Source organism: Aestuariimicrobium soli (assembly GCF_051192575.1).
Lineage (GTDB): Bacteria > Actinomycetota > Actinomycetes > Propionibacteriales > Propionibacteriaceae > Aestuariimicrobium > Aestuariimicrobium soli.
In genome coordinates this window covers 86,399-107,298 of record NZ_JBPJSQ010000011.1, presented here as the reverse complement: position 1 = coordinate 107,298, position 20,900 = coordinate 86,399, and the positions used below count along the sequence as shown (strand labels likewise).

General features: G+C 69.6%; 18 protein-coding genes. 3 read left to right on the top strand and 15 right to left on the bottom strand.

Annotated elements, in window-relative coordinates; genetic code table 11:
* Window positions 1–90: 90 nt before the first annotated feature.
* Complete coding sequence (locus ACSDQ9_RS12650) at window positions 91–1,041, bottom strand: RNase H family protein (RefSeq protein WP_435147560.1); 951 nt, start codon at window positions 1,039–1,041, stop codon at window positions 91–93.
* Window positions 1,042–1,176: 135 nt separating this feature from the next.
* On the opposite strand from ACSDQ9_RS12650, the gene ACSDQ9_RS12645 reads away from it, so the two are divergent.
* Window positions 1,177–1,755: a DUF2087 domain-containing protein gene (locus tag ACSDQ9_RS12645; RefSeq protein WP_435147559.1), complete on the top strand. Its 579-nt coding sequence runs from the start codon at window positions 1,177–1,179 to the stop codon at window positions 1,753–1,755.
* On the opposite strand, the gene ACSDQ9_RS12640 is transcribed toward ACSDQ9_RS12645, so the two are convergent.
* From ACSDQ9_RS12640 to ACSDQ9_RS12585, 12 genes are all read right to left on the bottom strand, one after another.
* Window positions 1,727–2,518: an ABC transporter permease gene (locus tag ACSDQ9_RS12640; protein WP_435147557.1), complete on the bottom strand. Its 792-nt coding sequence runs from the start codon at window positions 2,516–2,518 to the stop codon at window positions 1,727–1,729. The genes ACSDQ9_RS12645 and ACSDQ9_RS12640 overlap by 29 nt on opposite strands.
* 1 nt (window position 2,519) lies before the next feature.
* Window positions 2,520–3,347: an ABC transporter permease gene (locus tag ACSDQ9_RS12635; protein ID WP_435147555.1), complete on the bottom strand. Its 828-nt coding sequence runs from the start codon at window positions 3,345–3,347 to the stop codon at window positions 2,520–2,522.
* Window positions 3,340–4,401: an ABC transporter ATP-binding protein gene (locus ACSDQ9_RS12630; protein WP_435147553.1), complete on the bottom strand. Its 1,062-nt coding sequence runs from the start codon at window positions 4,399–4,401 to the stop codon at window positions 3,340–3,342. The genes ACSDQ9_RS12635 and ACSDQ9_RS12630 overlap by 8 nt, the downstream gene beginning before the upstream one ends.
* A gap of 36 nt (window positions 4,402–4,437) precedes the next feature.
* Window positions 4,438–5,583, bottom strand: a complete 1,146-nt coding sequence (locus ACSDQ9_RS12625) for an adenosine deaminase (protein WP_435147551.1) — start codon at window positions 5,581–5,583, stop codon at window positions 4,438–4,440.
* Window positions 5,576–5,992, bottom strand: coding sequence for a cytidine deaminase (locus ACSDQ9_RS12620; RefSeq protein ID WP_435147549.1), 417 nt, complete (start codon window positions 5,990–5,992; stop codon window positions 5,576–5,578). Before ACSDQ9_RS12620 ends, ACSDQ9_RS12625 begins: the two co-directional genes overlap by 8 nt.
* 2 nt (window positions 5,993–5,994) lie before the next feature.
* The gene (locus ACSDQ9_RS12615) at window positions 5,995–7,389 is read right to left on the bottom strand and encodes an ABC transporter permease (RefSeq protein WP_435147547.1); all 1,395 of its coding nucleotides are present in this window, start codon (window positions 7,387–7,389) and stop codon (window positions 5,995–5,997) included.
* A complete protein-coding gene (locus ACSDQ9_RS12610; protein ID WP_435147545.1) occupies window positions 7,389–8,597 on the bottom strand; it encodes an ABC transporter permease in 1,209 nt (402 codons plus the stop codon). The genes ACSDQ9_RS12615 and ACSDQ9_RS12610 overlap by 1 nt, the downstream gene beginning before the upstream one ends.
* The gene (locus ACSDQ9_RS12605; RefSeq protein ID WP_435147875.1) at window positions 8,594–10,189 is read right to left on the bottom strand and encodes an ABC transporter ATP-binding protein; all 1,596 of its coding nucleotides are present in this window, start codon (window positions 10,187–10,189) and stop codon (window positions 8,594–8,596) included. The genes ACSDQ9_RS12610 and ACSDQ9_RS12605 overlap by 4 nt, the downstream gene beginning before the upstream one ends.
* 161 nt (window positions 10,190–10,350) lie before the next feature.
* Window positions 10,351–11,490: a BMP family lipoprotein gene (locus ACSDQ9_RS12600; RefSeq protein ID WP_435147543.1), complete on the bottom strand. Its 1,140-nt coding sequence runs from the start codon at window positions 11,488–11,490 to the stop codon at window positions 10,351–10,353.
* 120 nt (window positions 11,491–11,610) lie between these two features.
* Window positions 11,611–12,222, bottom strand: coding sequence for an FUSC family protein (locus ACSDQ9_RS12595; RefSeq protein ID WP_435147541.1), 612 nt, complete (start codon window positions 12,220–12,222; stop codon window positions 11,611–11,613).
* On the bottom strand, window positions 12,222–13,445 hold the full coding sequence (locus ACSDQ9_RS12590) for a phosphotransferase (protein WP_435147539.1): 1,224 nt from the start codon (window positions 13,443–13,445) through the stop codon (window positions 12,222–12,224). Before ACSDQ9_RS12590 ends, ACSDQ9_RS12595 begins: the two co-directional genes overlap by 1 nt.
* A complete protein-coding gene (locus ACSDQ9_RS12585; RefSeq protein WP_435147537.1) occupies window positions 13,432–14,853 on the bottom strand; it encodes a hemolysin family protein in 1,422 nt (473 codons plus the stop codon). Before ACSDQ9_RS12585 ends, ACSDQ9_RS12590 begins: the two co-directional genes overlap by 14 nt.
* Window positions 14,854–15,041: 188 nt before the next feature.
* Between ACSDQ9_RS12585 and ACSDQ9_RS12580 the strand changes: the two genes are divergently transcribed.
* On the top strand, window positions 15,042–16,133 hold the full coding sequence (locus tag ACSDQ9_RS12580; RefSeq protein ID WP_435147535.1) for a peptidoglycan-binding protein: 1,092 nt from the start codon (window positions 15,042–15,044) through the stop codon (window positions 16,131–16,133).
* Between the two features lie 33 nt (window positions 16,134–16,166).
* On the opposite strand, the gene ACSDQ9_RS12575 is transcribed toward ACSDQ9_RS12580, so the two are convergent.
* Both ACSDQ9_RS12575 and ACSDQ9_RS12570 read right to left on the bottom strand, forming a co-directional pair.
* Window positions 16,167–18,368: an NADP-dependent isocitrate dehydrogenase gene (locus ACSDQ9_RS12575; RefSeq protein WP_435147533.1), complete on the bottom strand. Its 2,202-nt coding sequence runs from the start codon at window positions 18,366–18,368 to the stop codon at window positions 16,167–16,169.
* Between the two features lie 114 nt (window positions 18,369–18,482).
* Window positions 18,483–19,466, bottom strand: coding sequence for an aldo/keto reductase (locus ACSDQ9_RS12570; protein WP_435147532.1), 984 nt, complete (start codon window positions 19,464–19,466; stop codon window positions 18,483–18,485).
* A gap of 112 nt (window positions 19,467–19,578) precedes the next feature.
* Between ACSDQ9_RS12570 and ACSDQ9_RS12565 the strand changes: the two genes are divergently transcribed.
* A complete protein-coding gene (locus tag ACSDQ9_RS12565; protein ID WP_435147530.1) occupies window positions 19,579–20,820 on the top strand; it encodes an amidohydrolase family protein in 1,242 nt (413 codons plus the stop codon).
* Window positions 20,821–20,900: the final 80 nt, after the last annotated feature.

The following is a 20,900-nucleotide window of genomic DNA, read 5'->3' as shown; positions in this document are numbered from 1 at the left end:
GCGACGTGTCGAGATCACCGACCGCCGCCGACCCGTGGCCTCGACACGGTCGCAGGCGACCTACTCGACCAACGGAACTCCCCAGCTACCTCAGTCGGGGATCGTCGTGCCCTGGTGAAACCGCAGTTGCCACCCCGCCGGGGTGCGCTGCCACAGCGAGAACCGCAGGCTCGAGCGTCGTCCCAGCGACAGCCGCCAGCGCAGGGCCGCGAGGTCGTCCGCCAGACGAGTGATGCCGAGCACGTCGATGCGCGGGGTGAGATCGCCGAGGCCCTGCCCGACCGGCTCGAGGCCGGCGAGCGCGCGATTGCGGGTGATCACCCGGCCCGACTGCCCGTGCTCGACGAAGTCGGGGTGGAGCAGCCGATCCAGCGCGGCGGGGTCGCGCCGCACCGACGAGTCGAGCAGCTTCCGCTCCAGAGCCACCAGTTCGACCTCGAGCGGGCCGGCGGACGAGTCCCCGGGATCGCGCCGAGGCTCGGGCTCGGACTCAGAACTGAACAGGTCGGCGCTGAAAAGGTCGGGCTCGGGAGCGACCACGGTCGGGGCGAACGCCTTCGTCCGGGCGCCCGCCAGCACCGAGGCGCCGAAGCCGGGTCCGTGGTCGACGACTCCCCCATCGCGGTGGGCGGTGGCGGCGGCGCGCGCGCGTTCGTCCGCTGCCTCGTTGAGCTCGTGGCCAGCGTGGCCCTTCACCCATTCGAACGTCACTCGGCGACCCGCCAGGGCGGCGTCCAGTTCCTTGAGCAGGTCGACGTTGAGCACCGGCTTCCCGTCGGCCTTGCGCCAGCCGCGACGCTTCCAGCCGGGAATCCACTTGGTGGCGCAGTTGATCACGTACTGGGAGTCGCAGAGGATCGTCAGGGGCTCGTCCGACTCGGCGGTCTGCTGCAGCAGATCGACCACGGCCATCAGCTCACCCATGTTGTTGGTGCCGTGGTCCCAGCCGCCGGCCGCCCAGCGCGAGTCGTCGATGTACCAGGCCCAGCCGGCGGGCCCGGGGTTCGACAGGGACGAGCCATCGGCCGCGGCGGTGATCATGCTGCGGAACCTACCGGATGCCGACCGGAACCGTCCCGCCGCACTCAGGCGAACCCGGGCTTGATCACCTCGTCGATCAGCCGTGCCGCCGAAACCCGCTCGATCACCCGACGGGACCCCTGCCAGACTCACTCCATGCACGCACGCGATCGTCACCGAGCCGCCATCGTCATCCACGAACTGACGCGGCCCACCGGCGCAGCGGTGATCGCGGCGCTGCCCGCACGCCCCGGAGGCACCGCACCGGCGGACGAGGTTCGCGCCCGCACCGGAATGGCGACCGCGACGTTCTGGACGACGGTAGGCCGGCTGGTCGATGTCGGCGTGGTGGCACGCACGGGCGACCAGCTGGCGCTCGACCGCGACTCCCTCGCAACGCTCACCTCCGGGCTGGTCGAGCAGGGACGATGGCGCGCCATCGGGGTCGATCACCCGCGACTGGCGGCCTTCGTCCGCTTCGGACGAGTGACGCGCATGCCCACCGACCCCGCCCTCGCCGCCGAGCTGTACGCAGCCCTGGCGGGACTCTTCGACCCCGGCGAGACGCTCACCGAGGACGAGGTCAATGCACGCATCGACGAGGTGCACGACGACCCGGCGGCCATTCGCCGCGAACTCGTCGACCGCGGGTGGCTCGAGCGAGCGCCCGGATCGTCGACCTACCGCTCGGCGAGCGCGGGCCGCTTCAGTGACCGGCGCCCTGGTACTTGGTGAGCCCGACCCGCCAGACCGCCGCCGCGACGGCCGCCGTCGCGCCCGCCGCCAGCACCGGGGTGAGGGCCCACCACCCGTGGGCACCGGCCTTGCCCAGCACCACCGAGGTCGGCAGGAACGTGATGGCCGCATACGGCAAGACGAACGTGACCACCACTCTCAACACCTGCGGGTAGATGTCCAGCGGGAACTTCGCGAAGTCGCGCACCAGCGCCACCATCGTCGGGAAGGCCGACTGGGTGGCCGGCTCCCAGAAGGCCGTCATGTTGCTGAGGAAGTTGAGGGCGGTGTTGTTCACGAAACCGCACACACACGCCAGAGCCAGCACCGGGATCGTCCACCACTGCCACTCGATCTGGCTGTGGGTCAGTCCCCACGCCATCACCGCGATCCCCAGCCCGGCATTGCCGGTGCCGTGAATGGACGACAGCTCGCCCATCTGCTGCACTGCCGGCGAGACCGGGCGCACCAGCAGCCGGTCGAAGCTGCCGTCGCTGACGTTCGCCCGCAGCCGCCAGACGCCGTCGCCGATCAGCTCGCCCAGACCGGCGGCGACCATCACGATGCCGTGCAGGATCGCCACCTCACCGATCGTCCACCCACCCAACTGGTCGACGTGCCCGAAGAAGGTCACCAGGAAGGTGATGCTCACCACCTGCTGCAGCACGGCTCCCACGACCCCGATCCAGAAGTCGGCCCGGTAGGCCATCGCCGATCGGAGTTGCACCAGTTGCAGGCGCAGCAGCGCGCGCGCGGCACGCATCTCAGCCTCCCTGGATCTCGACGGCGTCGAACGCCCGCCGCCACGCCAGATTGGCCAGCACGACCAGCACCGCCAGCCAGCCCGCCTGCAACCCGAGCAGGCGCAGGGCGTCCGCGCCGGATGCCTGCCCCAGGTAGATCAGCGCAGGCGTCGACGCGATCCCACGCATCGGCATCACCTCGGCCACGACCCGCAGCCAGCCCGGCATCAGGGCCAGCGGAACGATGGTGCCGCTCAGAATCTGGATCACCGCCTGCTGTGACCACATCAGTCCGATGCCCGACTGCGTCCAGAACACCAGCAGGGAGACCAGGAAGACGATCATCAGCTTGGTCAGGAATCCCAGCACCACCGCGACGACGAACAGCAGCGCCGCCGGCACACTCGCCGGCGGTGAGATGCGCAGCCAGACCAACCCGATGACCAGCGTGATCGCCAGACTCGCGATGCCCTCGATCACCGCGCCGCCCACCCCCTTGGCCACCTGGGTGGCGGCGTAGTTCAGCGGCCTGACGAAGTCGAGCAGCACGTCGCCGCTGCGAATCGTGGCCATCATGCCCGAACCGACCCGCCACCCCACCAGGGCGTTGAGCGCGAAGGCCAGCACGATGTAGGTGCGCATGTCGTCCCAGCCGAGCCCCGCGATCGAGGCCTGACCGGCGTAGGCCGACCGCCACATGTAGTACAGGATCACCACCCAGAAGAAGGTGAGGACCACCGACATCGCCGTGCTCGCGCGATAGGCGACCGACTGTTGGACAACCACCTCGGCGATCGAGCGGTACTTCCAGCGAGGGCGGAGGCGCCCCGGCACGACGACCTCACTCATCGGCGGTCTTCCCGCCGGGCGCGCTGTGTCCGTCGTCGAAGCTGAGCCCACCCTCGTACAACTGCCGGACGATGGCCTCGGTGCTCGTCGGTTCGACCGACAGATCGGCGATGGTCACCACCTGCGCCACGGCGGACACCACCTCACCGGCCGTGGCCAGCCGACTGTCGAAGCTGATCGCGAGTTGCCGCTCATCACCTCCGACGACCCCCGTGGCCCGCTCCCCCAACGCGCGCCGCACCGCCTCGGCGGCGCTCTCGTCCGGGTCGTCGTCGGCCAGCGTGACGACGACGCGCTGTTCCCACGCGAACCGGCGGGCGATCTCGGCCAGCGGCCCGTCGTGCACCACTCGCCCGCGGTCGATCATCACCATGCGCGGGCACAGGTGCTCGATGTCGCCCAGGTCGTGCGAGGTCAACATCAGGGTCAACCCCCGCTCGGTGACCATGCGTCCCACGAACTCGCGCAGCTTGGCCTTGACCGACACGTCCAGCCCGATGGTGGGTTCGTCGAGGAAGAGCACCTTGGGGTCATGGACGAGCGAGGCCGCCAGATCGCAGCGCATGCGCTGGCCGAGCGAGAGTTGCCGGGCCGGAACCGTCAGCAGGGGCGCCAGGTCGAGCACGTCGATCAACTCGTCCATGGTGGCGCGGTAGCGCTCGGCGGGAACCTCGAAGATGTCGGCCAGCAGGCGCAGCGACTCGATGACGGGAATGTCCCACCACAACTGGGTCCGTTGGCCGAACAGCACACTGATGTTGCGCGCGTTCGCCACCCGATCGCGGTGCGGGGTGAGTCCGCAGACGTCGACCGACCCCGCGGTCGGCACGAGGATTCCCGTGAGCAGCTTGATCGTGGTCGACTTGCCGGCACCGTTGGGGCCGACGTAGGCCACCGACTCCCCCGCGTCGATGCTCAGTGAGACGTCGGTCAACGCCTCGACCGTCGTGAACTGCCCCCTGACGAGGTGGCGCAGGGCTCCCGCGAGACCCGGTGACTTCACCGGCCGGCGGAACGTCTTGCTGAGGCCCTCGGCCCGAACGATCGTGCCCATGTCAGAAGAACCTATCGGCCCCCCAGCCCATCAAGGTCAGGGGCGATCGGCTGAGGCGAACCCGGGCTTGATCACCTCGTCGATCAGCCGTGCCCGCTGCTCGAACGGCAGGAAGGCCGACTTCATGGCGTTCAGCGTGCACCAGCGCACGTCGTCCATCGTCCAGCCGAAGGTCTCGCCCAGCAGCTCGAACTCGCGGCTGAGGGTCGTCCGAGACTGCAGCCGGTTGTCGCAGTTGACGGTCAGCCGAAAGCGCAGCCGGCGGAACAGGTCGACCGGGTGGTCGGCCAGCGTGGTCGCGATACCGGTCTGCAGATTGGACGACGGGCACACCTCCAGCGGGATGCGCTGGTCGCGCACGTAGCTCGCGAGCCGCCCCAGCCGCCACTGATCGGGCCCCACCTGGTGCACGTCGTCGGCCAGTCGCACGCCGTGACCCAGCCGGTGCGCGCCGCACAGCTGCACCGCCTCCCAGATCGACGGCAACCCGAACGCCTCGCCGGCGTGGATCGTGAACAGCGCGTTCGCGCGCTTGAGCTCGTCGAAGGCGGCCTGCAACCGGGTGGGCGGGAAACCGTCCTCGGCGCCGGCGATGTCGAATCCGCACACCCCCTGGTCGCGGTAGGCGATGGCCAGGTCGGCCACGTCGAGGGTGGGCGCGGTGTGCCGCATCGAGCAGACGATCTGCTGGGCGACGATCTCGCCGCCGGACGATCGCACCTCGGCCATGCCCTCGATCAGTCCGTCGCGCACGGCCTCGAGGGCCTGCGGCATCGACAGCCCCGCCCGCAGGTGCTGCTCGGGTGCCCACCGGGCCTCGGCGTAGACGACCCCGTCGGCATGCTGGTCGAGCACGAACTCGCGGGCGACCCTCACCAACTGCTCACGGGTCTGCATGGCGGCGATGGTGTGCTCGAAGGTCGCGATGTAGTTGACCAGCGAGCCCGAGTCGGCGTGGGCGAAGAACCAGTCGCCCAACTGTTCGGCAGTGAGCTCGCGGCCGTCATCGCCGGTCGGCAACGAATGCCCGTTCTCGCGGCAGTGGTCGATCACCGTCTGCGGGCGCACCCCGCCGTCGAGGTGGTCGTGCAGGGTGACCTTGGGCACCGCCCTGAGTGCCTGGACACTGAGCGTCCCCGTCGCCAGCACACCTGTCGCCAGCTCGTCCACACCCTCAGCCACGCGCGTCGGCCACCCGCCGCAGGTCGTCCGGGCCGAAGGCCAACGGCAGCACCTGCTTCATGGTCCAGATCCCGTCGGGGGTGTCCATCAGCAGGTCGGGCCCGCCGAACTCGTACAGCACCTGCCGGCAGCGGCCGCAGGGCATCAGCGCCTCCCCCAGCGCGTTGACGCACGCGAACGCCACCAACCGCCCGCCCCCGCCGGCGATCAGGTCACTGACCAGCCCGCACTCGGCGCACAGCACCACCCCCAGCGAGGCGTTCTCGACGTTGCAGCCGGCGACCACGCGGCCGTCGTCCACCAGCGCGGCGCAGCCCACCTGATAGTTGGAGTAGGGGGCGTAGGCGCGGGCGGCGAGCTCGCGGGCCTTCGTCCGCAACACCTCCCAGTCGATCTCGGACGAGTCCATCGTCACGCCTTCACGTACGGGGTGCCGTCGGCCGCGGGCGCTCGCACTCGACCCACCAGTCCGGCGACGGCCACGATGGTCGCCGCGTAGGGCAGAAGGATCAGCCACTGCGAGTTGATCGGGGTGCCGAGGGTCTGCACCTGCGAGCCCAACTGCTGCAGGAAGCCGAAGAACAGGGCCATGCAGCCGGCGAGAATCGGCTTCCACCGACCCATGATCACCGCGGCCAGGGCGATGAAGCCGTTGCCGACGGTGATGTCGTCGTTGAACAGCCCCGTCGAGGCAGGGAAGAACGCGCCGCCCAGGCCCGCGAACACACCGCCCACCAGCACGGCCGCCCAGCGGGTGCCGTTGACGGAGATACCGACGGTGTCGGCGGCCTTCGGGTGCTCACCGACCGCGCGCACCCGCAGCCCCCACTTGGTGCGGTAGAGCAGCAGCGAGACCAGCGCCACGCTGATGAAGGCGAGGTAGACCAGCCAGGTCTGCCGGAACAGTACGTCCCCGAAGAACGGGATCTTGCTGAGCCCCGGGATCGCGATCCGCTGCATCAGCGGTGCATCGTTGAGCGCTGGCTTGGGCGTCATGATCGCCTTGAACAGGAACGCCGTCAGTCCGCTGGCGAACAGGTTGATGACGACGCCGATGACCACCTGGTCGACGATGTACTTGATGGTGAACAGCGCCAGCACGGCGGCCATCAGCACGCCGGCAAGGATCGCGCCGATGACCATGGCGGTCACCGACTTGGTGGCCGCACCGACCAGGGTCGCCGTGAACGCCGCGGTCAGCATCTGACCCTCGATGGCCACGTTCACCACGCCCGATCGCTCACAGAGCACGCCCGCGAGGGCGCCGAAGACGAGCGGGGTCGCGAACACGAGCGTGCCGGCGAGTTGGTTCGACAGCTGGAAGGGCAGCGGACGACCGGCGGCCGCCCAGGTGATGAACCCGAGCACGAGCGCCACCGCGGCGCCACCACCGGCGAGGCCACGCACCCATCCGGGCAGTCGGCGGCCCAGCACGAAGGCCGCGGCGGCCAGCAGCATGACGATGGCCGCCAGGGTCACCACGGGCACACCCGGCAGCACGATGTCGGGCAGCCGCTCCCCCTTCGGGACCAGCGCGTCCGAGAGGGCGAAGGTCGCCTTGCCCTCGGTGGCGAAGATCAGCCGGAACAGCACGAACCCCATCAGCGCGACCAGAATGCCCGTCGACATCCGGGCGGTGCGTGACTCCCGCGACTCCGTGGTTGCCAGGTGCACCTCCTGGGTGGCGGCGATCTGCTCGTTGGGGGCGTCGGCGGAGGGCTCGTGGAGCAACGCGGTGGTGGTCATGTCGGGTGCCGGTACCTCGGGAGCGGGTTGGTCGGGGCGGGGCAGTCGCTGGTCGCTCATCAGGCCAGCCCTCCCTGGGAAGCGGCGGCGGGAACGGCGCGTCGCGCGCGTCGCTGTTTCAGGAACGGCAACAGCGTGCGCACCAGCATCGGGGTGGCCACGAACATGACCACGAGGGCCTGCAGCACGGTGGTGAGTTCCTTCGGGGTGCCGGTGCCCTGCATCACCAGGCCGCCGGCGTGCAGCGCGCCGAACAGCAGGCCAGCGAACACGGTGCCGAGCGGACGAGACCGCCCCAGCAGCGCCACGGTGATGGCGTCGAAGCCGATGCTGCCGACCAGACCGGCGGTGAGCGGGGTCGGGGTCGCACCCGACATCGGGCCGAGGGCCACCTGCACCCCGGCGAGCCCGGCGAGGGCGCCCGACAGGGCCATGGTCACCATGGTGGTGTTGGCCACGCTCATGCCCGCGGTCGCCGAGGCGCTGGGGTTCGACCCGACCGCCCGAATGCGGAAACCGAGGGTGGTGCGCTCGATGATCACCCAGACCACGAAGGCGGCCACCAGGGCCAGCAGGAAGCCCAGGTGCAACTGGGTGCCGGCCACCCGGGGGAAGGTGGCGTTCCACTCGACGATCGGCGAGATCGGGTCGGCTCGTCCGGGGCGCTTGAACAACGTCTGCGTCAACGCGTAGGCCAGCAGGCCGCTGGCGATGTAGTTCATCATGATGGTCACGATCACCTCGTGGGCGCCGAGCCGGGCCTTCAGGAAGCCCACGAAGCCACCCCAGACGCCACCCGCGACGACGCCGGCGAGAATCGCCAGCGGCAGGTGCACGACCAGCGGCAGCCCGTGCAGCTTGAACCCGACCAGGGCCGCGAACATGGCCCCCATGATCGCCTGCCCCTGACCGCCGATGTTGAACAGGCCGGCGCGGAAGGCCAGGCCGATGCCCAGGCCCGCGCAGATCAGCGGCGCCGCCTGCGCGGTGGTGTTGGTCAGCGGGCCGATGCCGCCGAAGGCGCCGCGGAACAGGGCCCCGTAGGAGTCGGCGATCTTCTCGGCACTGGCCGACAGCGCATCGCTGGGGCGCGAGAAGAAGTAGGTGAACTTGGTCTGGATCGCCGGATCGGCGAGCACCATCAGCACGGCGCCGATCACGAACGCCAGCGCGATCGCGCAGGCGGTGACGGCGGCCTCCGACCAGTCGAAGCCCGGCTTGCGCACCGGACGAGGCCGGGGGGCGGGCGGCGTGGATTCCTGACTCATGCGTTCACGTCCTCGGTCTCGCGGGGGGTGCCGGTGGCGGCCACGGCCTCCTCGTGCGGAATGCCGGCCATCATCAGGCCGAGCACGTCGCGGGGGGTGCCCGCCGGCACGATGCCGACCACCTGCCCCTTGTTCATCACGGCGATCCGGTCGGCCAACGACTCGACCTCCTCGAGTTCGGTCGACACGATCACCACGGCGGTGCCCGCATCGCGCTCCTGCACGATGCGCTTGTGCAGGAACTCGATGGCGCCGACGTCGACACCCCGGGTCGGTTGGCTGGCGACCAGCAGGCTCAGCGGCCGCGACAACTCGCGCGCCAGCACCACCTTCTGCTGGTTTCCACCCGACAGCGAGCTCACCGGCAGGTCGATCCCCTGGGTGCGAATGTCGAACTCCTCCACCTTCTGGTGGGCGTTCTGCGCCATCTTCGGCAGGTTCAGCAAGCCCGCGGACGAGAAGGCCTCGATCTGGTTGAGCACCAGGTTCTCGGCGACGGTGAAGGTGCCGACGAACCCGTCGTCCTGGCGGTCCTCGGGCACGAAGCCCACGCCGGCGCGAATGGTGTCTCGCGGCTTCAGCTTCGTCAGGGGGCGACCGTCGAGGGTCACTCGTCCCTTCAACACCGGCAACAGGCCGAGCAGCACCTCGGCCAGTTCAGTCTGCCCGTTGCCCTGCACGCCGGCGATGCAGAGGATCTCGCCGCCGGCGACGTCGAAGCTGGCGTCGTTGACGACCACGGTGCCGGCCTCGTCCGCCACCGAGACGTGCTCGACGACCAGACGCTTCTCGCCCAGCTGGGGGGCCTGCTTGTCGACCTTCAGGCTGACGGAGCGGCCGACCATCATCTCGGCGAGTTCCTGCTCCGACGCCGACGGCTCGGCCTGGCCGACCACCTTGCCGCGGCGGATGACGGTGATGTCGTCGGCGATCGCGCGCACCTCGCGCAGCTTGTGGGTGATGAACACGATCGCGCGACCCTCGTCGCGCAGCGAGGTCATCACGGCCATCAGCTCGTCGATCTCCTGCGGGGTGAGCACGGCGGTGGGCTCGTCGAAGATCAGGTACTTCGCGTCGTTGGCCAGAGCTTTCAGGATCTCGACGCGCTGCTGCACGCCGACGGGCAGGTTCTCGACGACCGAGTCGGGCGAGACGGCCAACTTGTAGCGCTCGGACAGCTCCGTGACGGTGCGCCGGGCGCTGGCCATGTCGAGCGCCCCGAGCACACCGGGCTCACGGCCCAGCACCAGGTTCTCGGCGACGGTGAACACGTCGACCAGCATGAAGTGCTGGTGCACCATGCCGATGCCCGCGGCCATCGACTGGCGCGGGTTGGCGAAGCGGCGGGGATGCCCGTCGATGAAGAACTGCCCCTCGTCGGGGTCGAGCAGCCCGTAGAGCTGGTTCATCAGCGTCGACTTGCCCGCGCCGTTCTCGCCGAGCAGGCAGTGGATGCGACCGGGAATGATGTCGAGGTCGATGTGGTCATTGGCCGTCAACGCCCCGAAGCGCTTGGTGATGCCACGCAGGCTGAGCCCCTCGGGTGCGGGTGGGAACTCCTCGACGGCATCGCCGGTGACCGACGGGGACAACGGTGTCTGGTTCACGCTCGCATCCTTCCACAGCGTGGCGGGGGTGGTGATGCGAACGGGAGGGGTCCGACTCGGGACCCCTCCCGTTCACCTTGGTTGGCCGTTCACCTTGTTGGCCGTACTGAAGCTGCTTGGGCCAGGCTCGCGCCGGGCCCGTCAGGTCACTTGGGCTGAGCGGCCGAGGTGATCTTGATGGCGCCCGACTCGATGTCGGTCTTGATCTTCTCCAGCTCCGACTTGGTCTCGGCGGAGACCTGCGAGTCGAACTCGTGGAACGGGGCCAGCGAGGTGCCACCGTTCTTCAGGGTGCCGACGTAGGGGTCGGCACTGAAGCTGCCGTCCTTGGCGGCCTTGATGGCCTCGAACACCGACACGTCCATGCCCTTGGCGACCGAGCTGACGATCGACTTGCAGAAGTTGGCGGCCGAGACGCAGCCGTCGGTGTCGACCCAGATCGCGTTGACCTGACCGTTGCTCGACTGGGCCACCTGCAGCGCGCCCTGGCCGGCGGGGCCGGCGACGGGGAACAGGATGTCGGCGCCCTGCGAGACCAGGTTGGTCGCGGTGGTCTTGCCACCGGCGATGTTCTCGAACGGCTTGGGCTCGGGCACGAACTGGCCGTCCTGCTTGGCGGCGTCCCAGCCGAGCACCTGGACGTCCTTGCCCTTCTGCTTGTTGTAGTACTCCACGCCCTGGGCGAAGCCGTCCATGAAGATGGTCACGGTGGGGATCTTCATGCCACCGAAGGTGCCGACCTTGCCCGACTTGGTCTGGGCGGCGGCGAGGTAGCCGGCCATGAACGACGACTCGGCGGTGTTGAAGACCAGCGGCTTGAGGTTGGTCAGGCCCGCGGCGCCTGCCGGGTTGTCGTCCACGATCGCGAACTTGATGTCGGGGTTCGCCTTGGCGGCGGCGACGGTCGCGTCGGAGAGCAGGAAGCCGACGGTGACGATGACGTTGCACTTCTGGTCGATCATCGTCTGGATGTTGGTGGCGAAGTCCTTGGCGTCGGCCGACTCGACCTCACCGGTCTCGATGCCCAGCTCCTTGCCGGCCTTCACCAGGCCGTCGTGCGAGGTCTGGTTGAACGACTTGTCGTCGAAGCCACCCGAGTCAGAGACCATGCAGGCCTTGAAGTCGCCACCGGCGGCGGTGGTCTCGCCGGTCGAGGCGGAGGTGCTGGTCGAGGCACCGGTGGTGGCGCCTGCGGACGGGGTGGTGGTGGGCGCCTCGGCACAGGCCGAGAGCGACAGGGCGGCCGCGGCGAGAACCGCCGAAACCGTGAGCAGGGGCTTCTTCACTGGTGTCCTCCGGAAGGAATGATCGGGTGCTGACTCGACTCTGAGCGTGGCAACTGTAACCCGCCGTTCATCTTCTGGCGAACTCCGCTCCCGGCTACTCGGACAACCGTTATGAGGGTGTTACGGCCGCAGCATTTCCTGCCCGGGCTCCCCCGCGGTCACCGTCGGCTCACGGACGATCACGAGCACCACCATCGCCACCACGGCACCCAGCACCACCACCATCACCACCAGCGCGAGCGGGCCGGGGCTCCACCACAACAACGCCGCCGCCACCAGCAACCCGACGCACGTTCCGACGATGCGGTGCACGCCACGGACGAGCCGCGCCGCCAGGTCGGGCCCGCCCAGGGCGGCACGGGCGGCCACCATCGCCCAATACGGATGGGTGCCGCCGATCAGGGTGGCCACGGTGCCCGCGACACCCGAGGCCAGCACGAACCGCACCAGGTGCCGGCCGGCGTCGACCGGGGTCAGCGCCCGGGTGAAGTGGGGCCGCACGAGGCGTGGCCAGCCGGCCCGTCGTCCCCACACGGCACCGACCTGCCCGACCGCCAGCGCCACCGGCAACTGGCCGACGCCCACGCCGGTCGAGGCGCACACGGCCAGCAGGGGCCCGACCACCGAGACGGCGGCCCGCGTCGCGACCAGATGGTCGGCCCGGGCGGGGTTCACCCGCAGGGCCTGCCGGCCCAGCTCGGTCAGGCGACCCCCTCTTCGGGTCGGCGCCATCAGGCCACCTGCCGCACCAGCGCCTCGGCCGCGTCGAGGATCCACGCCGTCTCGCCCCGCCAGTTCGGCTCCTGCCCGCGGTAGGGGCCGGTGGCCAGCGAGATGATCACGGCGGCGGCGCGCAGCCGCAGCTCGACGGGGTCGACACGCTCGTCGAACACCGGCACCCAGGTGCGAATCAGGTGGTGCACGGCCGCGGCCTGCTGGGCGTTCATCCGCTGCACCGTCGACAGGTGGGCCACCAGGCAGGCCAGATCGTCCCCCCGCCGGCCGGGGCCGATGGTGTCGATGTCGAGCATGCCCGAGGGTCGTCCGCCGTCGACGAAGACCTGACCCTCGTGGAAGTCGCCGTGGGTGGGTTCGTGACCGACCTCGATGCGGTCGAGCCCGGCGTGGATCAGCCCGCACATCCAGCCCAGCCGGGCGGCCTGATCGGGCAGGGCGGCGGTGATCACGCCGGCGTAGTGGTCGACGGCGTCCGACCACGGGGGTCGGCGTTCCAACTGCGCGACCTCACCGGGCATGGAGTCGAGCAGGCCGATCAGCGACTCGGCCGTGCAGGGGGGTTCGGGGTCGAAGATCGCCTTCGCCAACGGACGACCGGGCAGCTCGTCCAACACCAGGATGTGGTCGGCGGTGGCGCAGCGCACCACCGGGGAGGGCACACCCGCCTCGCCCAGGAGGCGGTGCCGCCGCAGGGTCTCGGCGAACGTGCGCTCCTTCTGCACCTTCACGAAGAAGGTCACGCGCGGGTCGGAGACGGCGCACTTGAGCACGGCCCGACGGCGCGGGCGGTAGCCGATCATGCCGAGACTGAGCTGGCCCGAGCTCACCGGACGATCCAGCAGCCGCTCGTCGTTGATCAGCGCGGCCATCTTCTCGGGATAGGCGGCGCGCTCGAGGCCGGGCAGGTCGGGGTCGGCCGGGTACACCCAGGCCGCCACCTCGCGGCCCTCGACTGTGAACAACTGGGCGCGGTCGTCCGAGGAGGCGCGCCCCGACGTGCGAGCCGAGACGCCGATGAGTTCCTCGCGGTCACCGTAGGGCCAGTGCACCTGGGCCGCGTACGTGGCCGTGGTCGAGAATCCGGGGTTCGAGTCGACGTGGTCCATCGACCAGGAGCGCAGCACTCCCCCGGCCCGCTCGACCACGACCTCCAACAGGGGTTCGACCCGACGCGAGGTCAGCAACGCTGAGCCGTCGGGGTCGTCAGGCCTCGCCACCGGCGCCCTCACCGTTCGCCGAGCGCTGCGCCCGGTGCCGGGCGGCCAGCGGACCCTCGGAGGCCGACGGGCCGTCCGTCCCCGTGGGCTGCGCCGGGCGACGCACCCGCAACCACGACGCCCGACGGCCGTCGAGGTCGGCCACCTCGAGGTCGACGGTCAGGGTCTCGGGACGATCCTGGTCGGCATCCGGCGACCGCTCGAGTTCCACCCGGGTGACGTCGCCGATCTCGGGCACCTTGCCGAGCTGGCTCATCAGGTAACCGGCCACGGTGTCGTAGGGCCCCTCGGGCAGCACGTAGCCGACCCGCTCCTCGAACTCCTCCAAGGTGGTGAGCCCGTCGAGGTCGCGCAGTTCGGTGTGCAACCGCTGGTCGTCGTCGACGACGTCGTATTCGTCGGTGATGTCGCCGATCAGTTCCTCGACCAGGTCTTCGAGCGTGACGATGCCGGCGGTGCCGCCGTACTCGTCGAGCACGATCGCCAGGTGCGAACCCTCCCGCCGCATCTCGGTGAGCGCCTTCAGCACCTTGACGGTGTCGGGCAGGCTCATCACCGGCCGCACCAGCTGGCGCACCGGCACCGTGCGGGTGGTGGGATCGAGATCCATCAGGTCGCGCACGTGCAGGAAGCCGGCGATCCGGTCGGTCGAGCCGTCGCTGACCGGGTAACGCGAGTGCGGCGCACCCTGCACCTCGCGAATGGCCTTGTAGGCGGGCATGTCGCCGGGCAGGAAGTCGACCTCGGTGCGGGGCACCATCACCTCACGCAGACTGCGCTCGCCGGCGTCGAAGACCTCGTCGACGATGTGACGCTCCTCGTCACCCAGCGTCGCCGAACTCGACACCATGGCACGCAGTTCCTCGTCGGAGACCTCTTCCTTGCCGGCCTTGGGGTCGCCACCCAGCACCCGCACGACCACGTCGGTCGACTTGCCCAGGAACCAGATCAGGGGGCGGGAGACCTTGGCGATGCCGTCGACCATCGGCGCCAGCGCCATCGCGAACCCCTCGGCGCGCTGCATGGCGAGCCGCTTGGCGGTCAGCTCCGACAACACGATCGAGAAGTAGCTGATCGCCACGGTGATCACCACCAGCGCCACCGTGTCGGAGACGCCGTTGGGAATGCCGATCCGCTCCAGGTGTGGCGACAGGGCACCGGCCAGGGTCGCACCACCGAACGACGCGGACAGGAAGCCCGCGAGGGTGACGCCTATCTGCACCGCCGACAGGAAGCGGTTGGGGTTCTCGGTGAGGCGCTGAATGGCCGCGCCACGCTTGCCGCGGGTGGCCATCTGCTTGATCTGGCTCTCGCGAAGGCTCACCAGAGCCATCTCTGCGGCGGCGAAAACACCGCCGATCAGAATGAACACGAAGATGAGGGCGATGTTGCTGAGGGTCTGCGTCACGAAGTCTCCCGGAAGCTGGTGCGCCCCAGCCTATTGGTTCGGCAGTCGGGGGTGGGCGCCAGCTGACACCGGCCGCGGTCACCGTCATCGCGGTGGCCGGCCCCGCCCGCCACGCGTTCGACCAGTTGCACCTCGTTTTCCTCCTTCAGGGCTTTTCCCTCCCTCAGGCTGATCCAGAGACAGGACCAATGGTGAACATTCCCCCCACCCGTACCCCCTCCCCGACGAGCCACCCCTCCCCGGCCAGCACGGTCGCCCGGACGACGCGAGTCCTCGCCGTGCTCGCGATGGCCATGGCCGTCACCTTCGGCGTCGCCGGTCAGGCCCAGGCCACCTGGTACCCGCGCAGCGCCTACCCCGCCCCGGCGCGCGCCTACGTGACCCATCCGGCCGGCTTCAGTGACTCCACCATGGTGGTGCGCACGTCGTCCGGGCTGCGCTGCAACGTTCCACTGGCGGCGGCCGCGATTCCCGGCACCAGCGTCAACGTGCGCAAGGAACTGGCGCCGCTGGTGAAGGAGCTGATGCGCCGCACCGAGGCGATGGGCTACAACATCGGCGCCAACACGTGGGGCTACAACTGCCGCTACGTGCGCGGTTCCACGACCTCGATCTCGAACCATGCCTACGGCCGGGCCATCGACATCAACTCCGAGTCGAACCCGATGAGCACGACCTTCCAGTCGAACATTCCGCCGGCCGTGGTGAAGATGTGGATCAACCACGGCTTCTACTGGGGCGGTCACTACTCGACCCGCTACGACACCATGCACTTCGAGTACGTCGGCACGCTGTCGCAGATCGGCACCTTCTACCGCAATCTCACGGGGCAGCCGATGCCGACCCCGCCGGCGCCCTGCCCGTCGCTGACACTGGGCAGCTACCCGACGATCAAGCAGGGACACACCGGCACGGCCGTGAAGGTGATCCAGTGCCAGGTGGGGGCCACCCCCGACGGCGTCTTCGGCGCGGTCACCACCAGCAAGGTGAAGACGTTCCAGTCCTCACGCGGGCTGGTCGCCGACGGTGTCGTCGGGCCCAAGACCTGGACCGCCGCCCTCTCGAAGGGCACCACCCCGGTGCTGCAGCAGGGGTCGTCCGGTGCCTCGGTCAGCCGGTTGCAGCGATCGCTGCGAGCACGCGGCTACACCATCGCCGTCGACGGGTCGTTCGGGACGAGCACCCGCTCGACCGTGATCGCCTATCAGAAGCGAGTCGGCCTGGTCGGTGACGGCGTGGTCGGGGCGAAGACCTGGTCGGCGCTGCAGCACGGCAGGTGATCGGCCCCTCTTGCCGCTTGGGATCGGACGACCTCAGCCGATGATGGCGTTCAGCGTCGACGACGGACGCATCGCGGCCGCCACCTTCGCCTCATCCGGGTGGTAGTAGCCGCCCAACTCGACGGGGCTGCCCTGCACGCCCACCAGCTCGTCGTTGATCGCCTGCTCGTTCGAGGCGAGGGCCTCGGCGACGCCGGTGAAGCGCTCCTTCAGCTCGGCGTCGGCATCCTGGGCAGCCAGCGCCTGCGCCCAGTACAGGGCCAGGTAGTAGTGCGAGCCGCGGTTGTCGATCTGGCCGACCTTGCGGGCGGGTGACTTGTTCTCGTCGAGGAACCGGCCGATGGCCACGTCGAGCGCGTCGGCGAGCACCTGCGCGCGGGGGTTCTGCGCGGCCAGGTGCTCGAGCGCTGCACCCAGGGCCGAGAACTCGCCCAGCGAATCCCAGCGCAAGTAGTTCTCCTTGACGAACTGCTGCACGTGCTTGGGCGCCGAACCACCGGCACCGGTCTCGAACAGCCCGCCCCCGGCCAGCAGCGGCACGATCGAGAGCATCTTGGCCGAGGTACCCAGCTCGAGAATCGGGAACAGGTCGGTGAGGTAGTCGCGCAGCACGTTGCCGGTGACCGAGATCGCGTCCTTGCCCTGGCGAATCTGGGCGAGGCAGTAGGTGATCGCCTCGACCGGCGCGAGAATCCGGATCTCGAGGCCCTCGGTGTCGTGGTCGGCGAGGTAGGTCTTCACCTTGGCGATCAGGTTGGCGTCGTGGGCGCGCTGGGCGTCGAGGTAGAACACGGCGGGGGCGCCGGTGGCCCGGGCACGGCTGACGGCGAGCTTCACCCAGTCCTGCACCGGAATGTCGCGCACCCGGCTCATGCGCCAGATGTCACCGGCCTCGACCTCGTGCTCGGTGAGCACCTGCTCCCCGTCGAGGACGAGGACTCGTCCGGCCTCGGGAATCACGAAGGTGGTCGGGTGGGAGCCGTACTCCTCGGCCTTCTGGGCCATCAGGCCGACGTTCGGCACCGAACCGATGGTGGCGGGGTCGAGGGCACCGTTGCGCTTGTGCTCCTCGATCACGGCGGCATACATGGGCCCGTACGACCGGTCGGGCACGAGCGCGAGGGTCTGCTGCTGCTCCCCGGCCGCGTTCCACATCTGACCGGAATCACGGACGACCACCGGCAGCGAGGCGTCGATGATCACGTCGGAGGGCACGTGCAGATTGGTGATGCCGCGGTCGGAGTCGACCATCGCCAGGGCCGGACGATCGGCGTAGAGCGCGTCGATGTCGGCGCGAATCTGGTCGGCGGTGGCCTCGTCCAGCGAGCCGATCTTGGCGTACAGGTCGCCGATGCCCTGGTTGGGGTTGAAGCCCACCTCGGCGAGAGCGGCGGCGTGCTTGGTGAGCACCGGCTCGTAGAACACGCTGACGGCGTGACCGAACAGCACCGGGTCGGAGACTTTCATCATGGTCGCCTTCAGGTGCAGGCTGAGCAGCAGCCCCTCGGCCTGGGCGGCCTCGACCTGGGCGGCGTAGAACGCGCGCAGCGCGGCGGCCGACATGAAGGTGGCGTCGACGATCTCGCCGTCGAGGGTGGTGATGCCCTCCTTGAGCACGGTGGTGCCCGCGGCGGTCTCGAGCACGATCCGCAGGGTGGTGCCCTGCTCGGTGACCACCGACTGCTCGTGGCCGTAGAAGTCGCCCTCGCTCATCGAGACCACGCGGGCGCGGTTGTCGGCGGTCCAGGGGCCGAGGCGGTGGGGGTGCTTCTTCGCGAAGTTCTTCACCGACTGGGGTGCGCGTCGGTCGGAGTTGCCCTCACGCAGCACCGGGTTCACGGCCGAGCCGAGCACCTTGGCATAGCGGGCGGCGATGTCGCGCTCCTCGTCCGTGCCGGGGTTCTCGGGGTAGTCGGGCAGGTCGTAGCCCTGCGACTGCAGTTCGGCGATGGCGGCCTTCAACTGCGGCACCGAGGCCGAAATGTTGGGCAGCTTGATGATGGTGGCCTCGGGGGTGAGGGTGAGCTCCCCCAGCGCTGTCAGGTTGTCGGCGACCTGCTGGTCGGCGGGCAGTCGGTCACCGAACTGGGCCAAGATGCGACCGGCCAGCGAGATGTCAGAGGTGACCACCTCGACACCGCTGCCGGCCAGATAGCTCTGCACGATCGGCAGGAACGAATGCGTGGCCAGCGCCGGGGCCTCGTCGATCTTGGTCCAGTGGATGGTCTGCGTCATCGCTGCTCCTGTTGGTCGCACGGCTTCTTGGTAGCACGGGTTTCGTCGCGCGGATGGTGGTCGCACGGGAATGGCCCCACGCTATCGGATGACGCCGCGCAGCCGACCACCGGCTCAGCTGTGCCCCACCACCGCGTGCGGGCCGTAGGGCTGCTCGAGTTCGGCGAGGTCGGCGTCGTCCAACGTGAGGTCGAGGGCGGGCAGTGCCTGGTCGAGGTGGCTGGCCTTGGTGGCCCCGATGATCGGCGCCACCACGGGCTGCTTGGCGAGCAGCCAGGCCAGGGCGACCTGCACGCGCGGCACCCCGTGGCGCTCGGCCACCCGGGCGACGGCCTCGACGATGGCGCGGTCGTCCGCCTCGGTCGAGTCGTACTTGCCGCGGGCGATCTCGTCGGTCTGTGCCCGCGCGGTGGTCGCGTCCCAGTCGCGGGTGAGGCGTCCGGCAGCCAGCGGGCTGTACGGGGTCGAGGCGACGCCCTTGGCCCGCAGCAGCGGCATCATCTCCCGCTCCTCCTCGCGGTAGAGCAGGTTGTAGTGGTTCTGCATCGAGATGAACCGCTCCCAGCCGTTCGTCTCGGCCACGTGCATGGCCTCGTGGAACTGCCAGGCCCACATCGCCGAGGCGCCGAGGTAGCGGGCCCGACCCGAACGGACGACATCGTTCAGCGCCGACATCGTCTCCTCGATCGGGGTGGTCGGGTCGAAGCGGTGAATGATGTAGAGATCGACGTAGTCGGTGCCCAGCCGCTTGAGCGAGGCGTCGATCTGACTGAGGATCATCTTGCGGCTCAGCCCGCCACCGTTGGGGCCGTCGAACATGCGCCCGTGCACCTTGGTGGCCAGCACGATCTCGTCGCGGGGGGCGAAGTCGACCAGCGCCTTGCCGAGGATCTCCTCGCTGCGGCCCCGCCCGTAGACGTTGGCGGTGTCGAAGAAGGTGACGCCCAGGTCGAGGGCATGGCGGACGACCTCGCGGCTGGCGGCCTCGTCGATCACCCAGCCGCCGTGCATCTGCTGGCCGGGGTCACCGAACCCCATGGCCCCCAGGCACAGTCGCGAGACCTCGAGGCCGGATCGGCCGAGCTTCACATGATCCATGACGTCCTCCTGCGTGGATGAGTGGAATGGGCGTGGGTGGTGAACCCCACCCTAGGTACGGCGCCCGCTGGCTGGCAGGTACTGCCAGGACCCCTCCCCTAGGGTTGACGCCATGAGCTCAGCCACGACCGGAACCGTCCTGCAGAACTGCCGCCCCTGGGGTGAGGCAGCCACCTCTCTGGTGACCGAGAACGGGGTGATCGTCGACCGGGCACCTTTGCCCACCGACGAGGTCGTCGACTGCCGCGGACGGATCGCCCTGCCCTCGTTCGCCGACGTGCACGTGCACCTGTGCTCGACCCGGTGGGGGCTGCCCTTTCGTCCGCACACCGCTGCCGGCAGCCTGCAGGCGCACATCGAGGCCGACCGGGCTGGCTGGCGCGACGACGCCCCGATCGCCGAGAAGGCGACGGCCATGCTGGGTCGGATGATCTCGCGCGGCACCACCAAGGTGCGCTCCTACGCGCAGATCGACACCGACGCCGGGCTGGAGCGACTGGGTGGGGTGCTGGCCGCGCGCGAGCACCATGCCGACCACGCCGACGTGACCGTGATGGCCTTCCCGCAGTCCGGAATCATGGTCGACCCCGGCACCGAGCAGCTGCTGGACGACGCCCTGCGCCAGGGGCTGGTCGACGTCGTCGGCGGCATCGACCCGTGCGCCGTCGACCGCGACCCCAAGGGCCACCTCGACGTGGTCTTCGGGCTGGCCGAGAAGTACGCCAAGCCGGTCGACCTGCATGTGCACGAGACCGGGACGATGGGCGCCTTCTCGTGGGAGCTGATCTTCGAGCGGGTGCGCAGCCTCGACATGGTGGGCCAGGTGACCATCTCGCACGCGATGGCCCTGGGATCCAACGCGCCGGCCGTCGAGGACCGGTTGATCGAGCAGTTGGTCGAGCTCGACGTGGCCATCGCCACCGTGGCGCCGCGCGGGGCGGAACGGCTGCCCTACCGCCGCCTGCTCGAGGCGGGCGTGCGCGTCGGCCTGGGCGAGGACGGCATGCGCGACTACTGGAGCCCCTACGGTGACGGCGACCACTGGAACCGCCTGTTCCAGCTGTGCTGGCAGCACAACCTCAAGACCGACGATGAATTGCGCCGCGCCGCCTTCACCGCGACGGTGGGCGGTCGTCAGGTGATCGACCCCACCAGTGCGTCAACGGGCCTGGAGCGGGTCGACCCGCTGGCGGGGCGCCCCGGGATCGAGATCGGGGACGAGGCCGATCTGGTGCTCGTCGAGGGCGAGACGCTGAGTTCGGCCGTGGTCGACCATCGTCCGGCCCGGATGGTGGTGCGGCGGGGACGGGTGATCGTCGACACCGAGACCGACGACCACTCCTTCACGGTCTGAGGCTTCGTCACCGGGTGGGCCAGACTCCCCACTGGGCCAGTTCTCCCCGGGGGGCAGGGGACATGGGGCACGATGGGCCC

Coding starts and splice junctions, on each gene's coding strand:
- ACSDQ9_RS12650 (WP_435147560.1), bottom strand. CDS start 1,041: ATGATCACCGCCGCGGCCGATGGCTCGTCCCTGTCGAACCCCGGGCCC.
- ACSDQ9_RS12645 (WP_435147559.1), top strand. CDS start 1,177: ATGCACGCACGCGATCGTCACCGAGCCGCCATCGTCATCCACGAACTG.
- ACSDQ9_RS12640 (WP_435147557.1), bottom strand. CDS start 2,518: ATGCGTGCCGCGCGCGCGCTGCTGCGCCTGCAACTGGTGCAACTCCGA.
- ACSDQ9_RS12635 (WP_435147555.1), bottom strand. CDS start 3,347: ATGAGTGAGGTCGTCGTGCCGGGGCGCCTCCGCCCTCGCTGGAAGTAC.
- ACSDQ9_RS12630 (WP_435147553.1), bottom strand. CDS start 4,401: ATGGGCACGATCGTTCGGGCCGAGGGCCTCAGCAAGACGTTCCGCCGG.
- ACSDQ9_RS12620 (WP_435147549.1), bottom strand. CDS start 5,992: ATGGACTCGTCCGAGATCGACTGGGAGGTGTTGCGGACGAAGGCCCGC.
- ACSDQ9_RS12615 (WP_435147547.1), bottom strand. CDS start 7,389: ATGAGCGACCAGCGACTGCCCCGCCCCGACCAACCCGCTCCCGAGGTA.
- ACSDQ9_RS12610 (WP_435147545.1), bottom strand. CDS start 8,597: ATGAGTCAGGAATCCACGCCGCCCGCCCCCCGGCCTCGTCCGGTGCGC.
- ACSDQ9_RS12595 (WP_435147541.1), bottom strand. CDS start 12,222: ATGGCGCCGACCCGAAGAGGGGGTCGCCTGACCGAGCTGGGCCGGCAG.
- ACSDQ9_RS12580 (WP_435147535.1), top strand. CDS start 15,042: ATGGTGAACATTCCCCCCACCCGTACCCCCTCCCCGACGAGCCACCCC.
- ACSDQ9_RS12575 (WP_435147533.1), bottom strand. CDS start 18,368: ATGACGCAGACCATCCACTGGACCAAGATCGACGAGGCCCCGGCGCTG.
- ACSDQ9_RS12570 (WP_435147532.1), bottom strand. CDS start 19,466: ATGGATCATGTGAAGCTCGGCCGATCCGGCCTCGAGGTCTCGCGACTG.
- ACSDQ9_RS12565 (WP_435147530.1), top strand. CDS start 19,579: ATGAGCTCAGCCACGACCGGAACCGTCCTGCAGAACTGCCGCCCCTGG.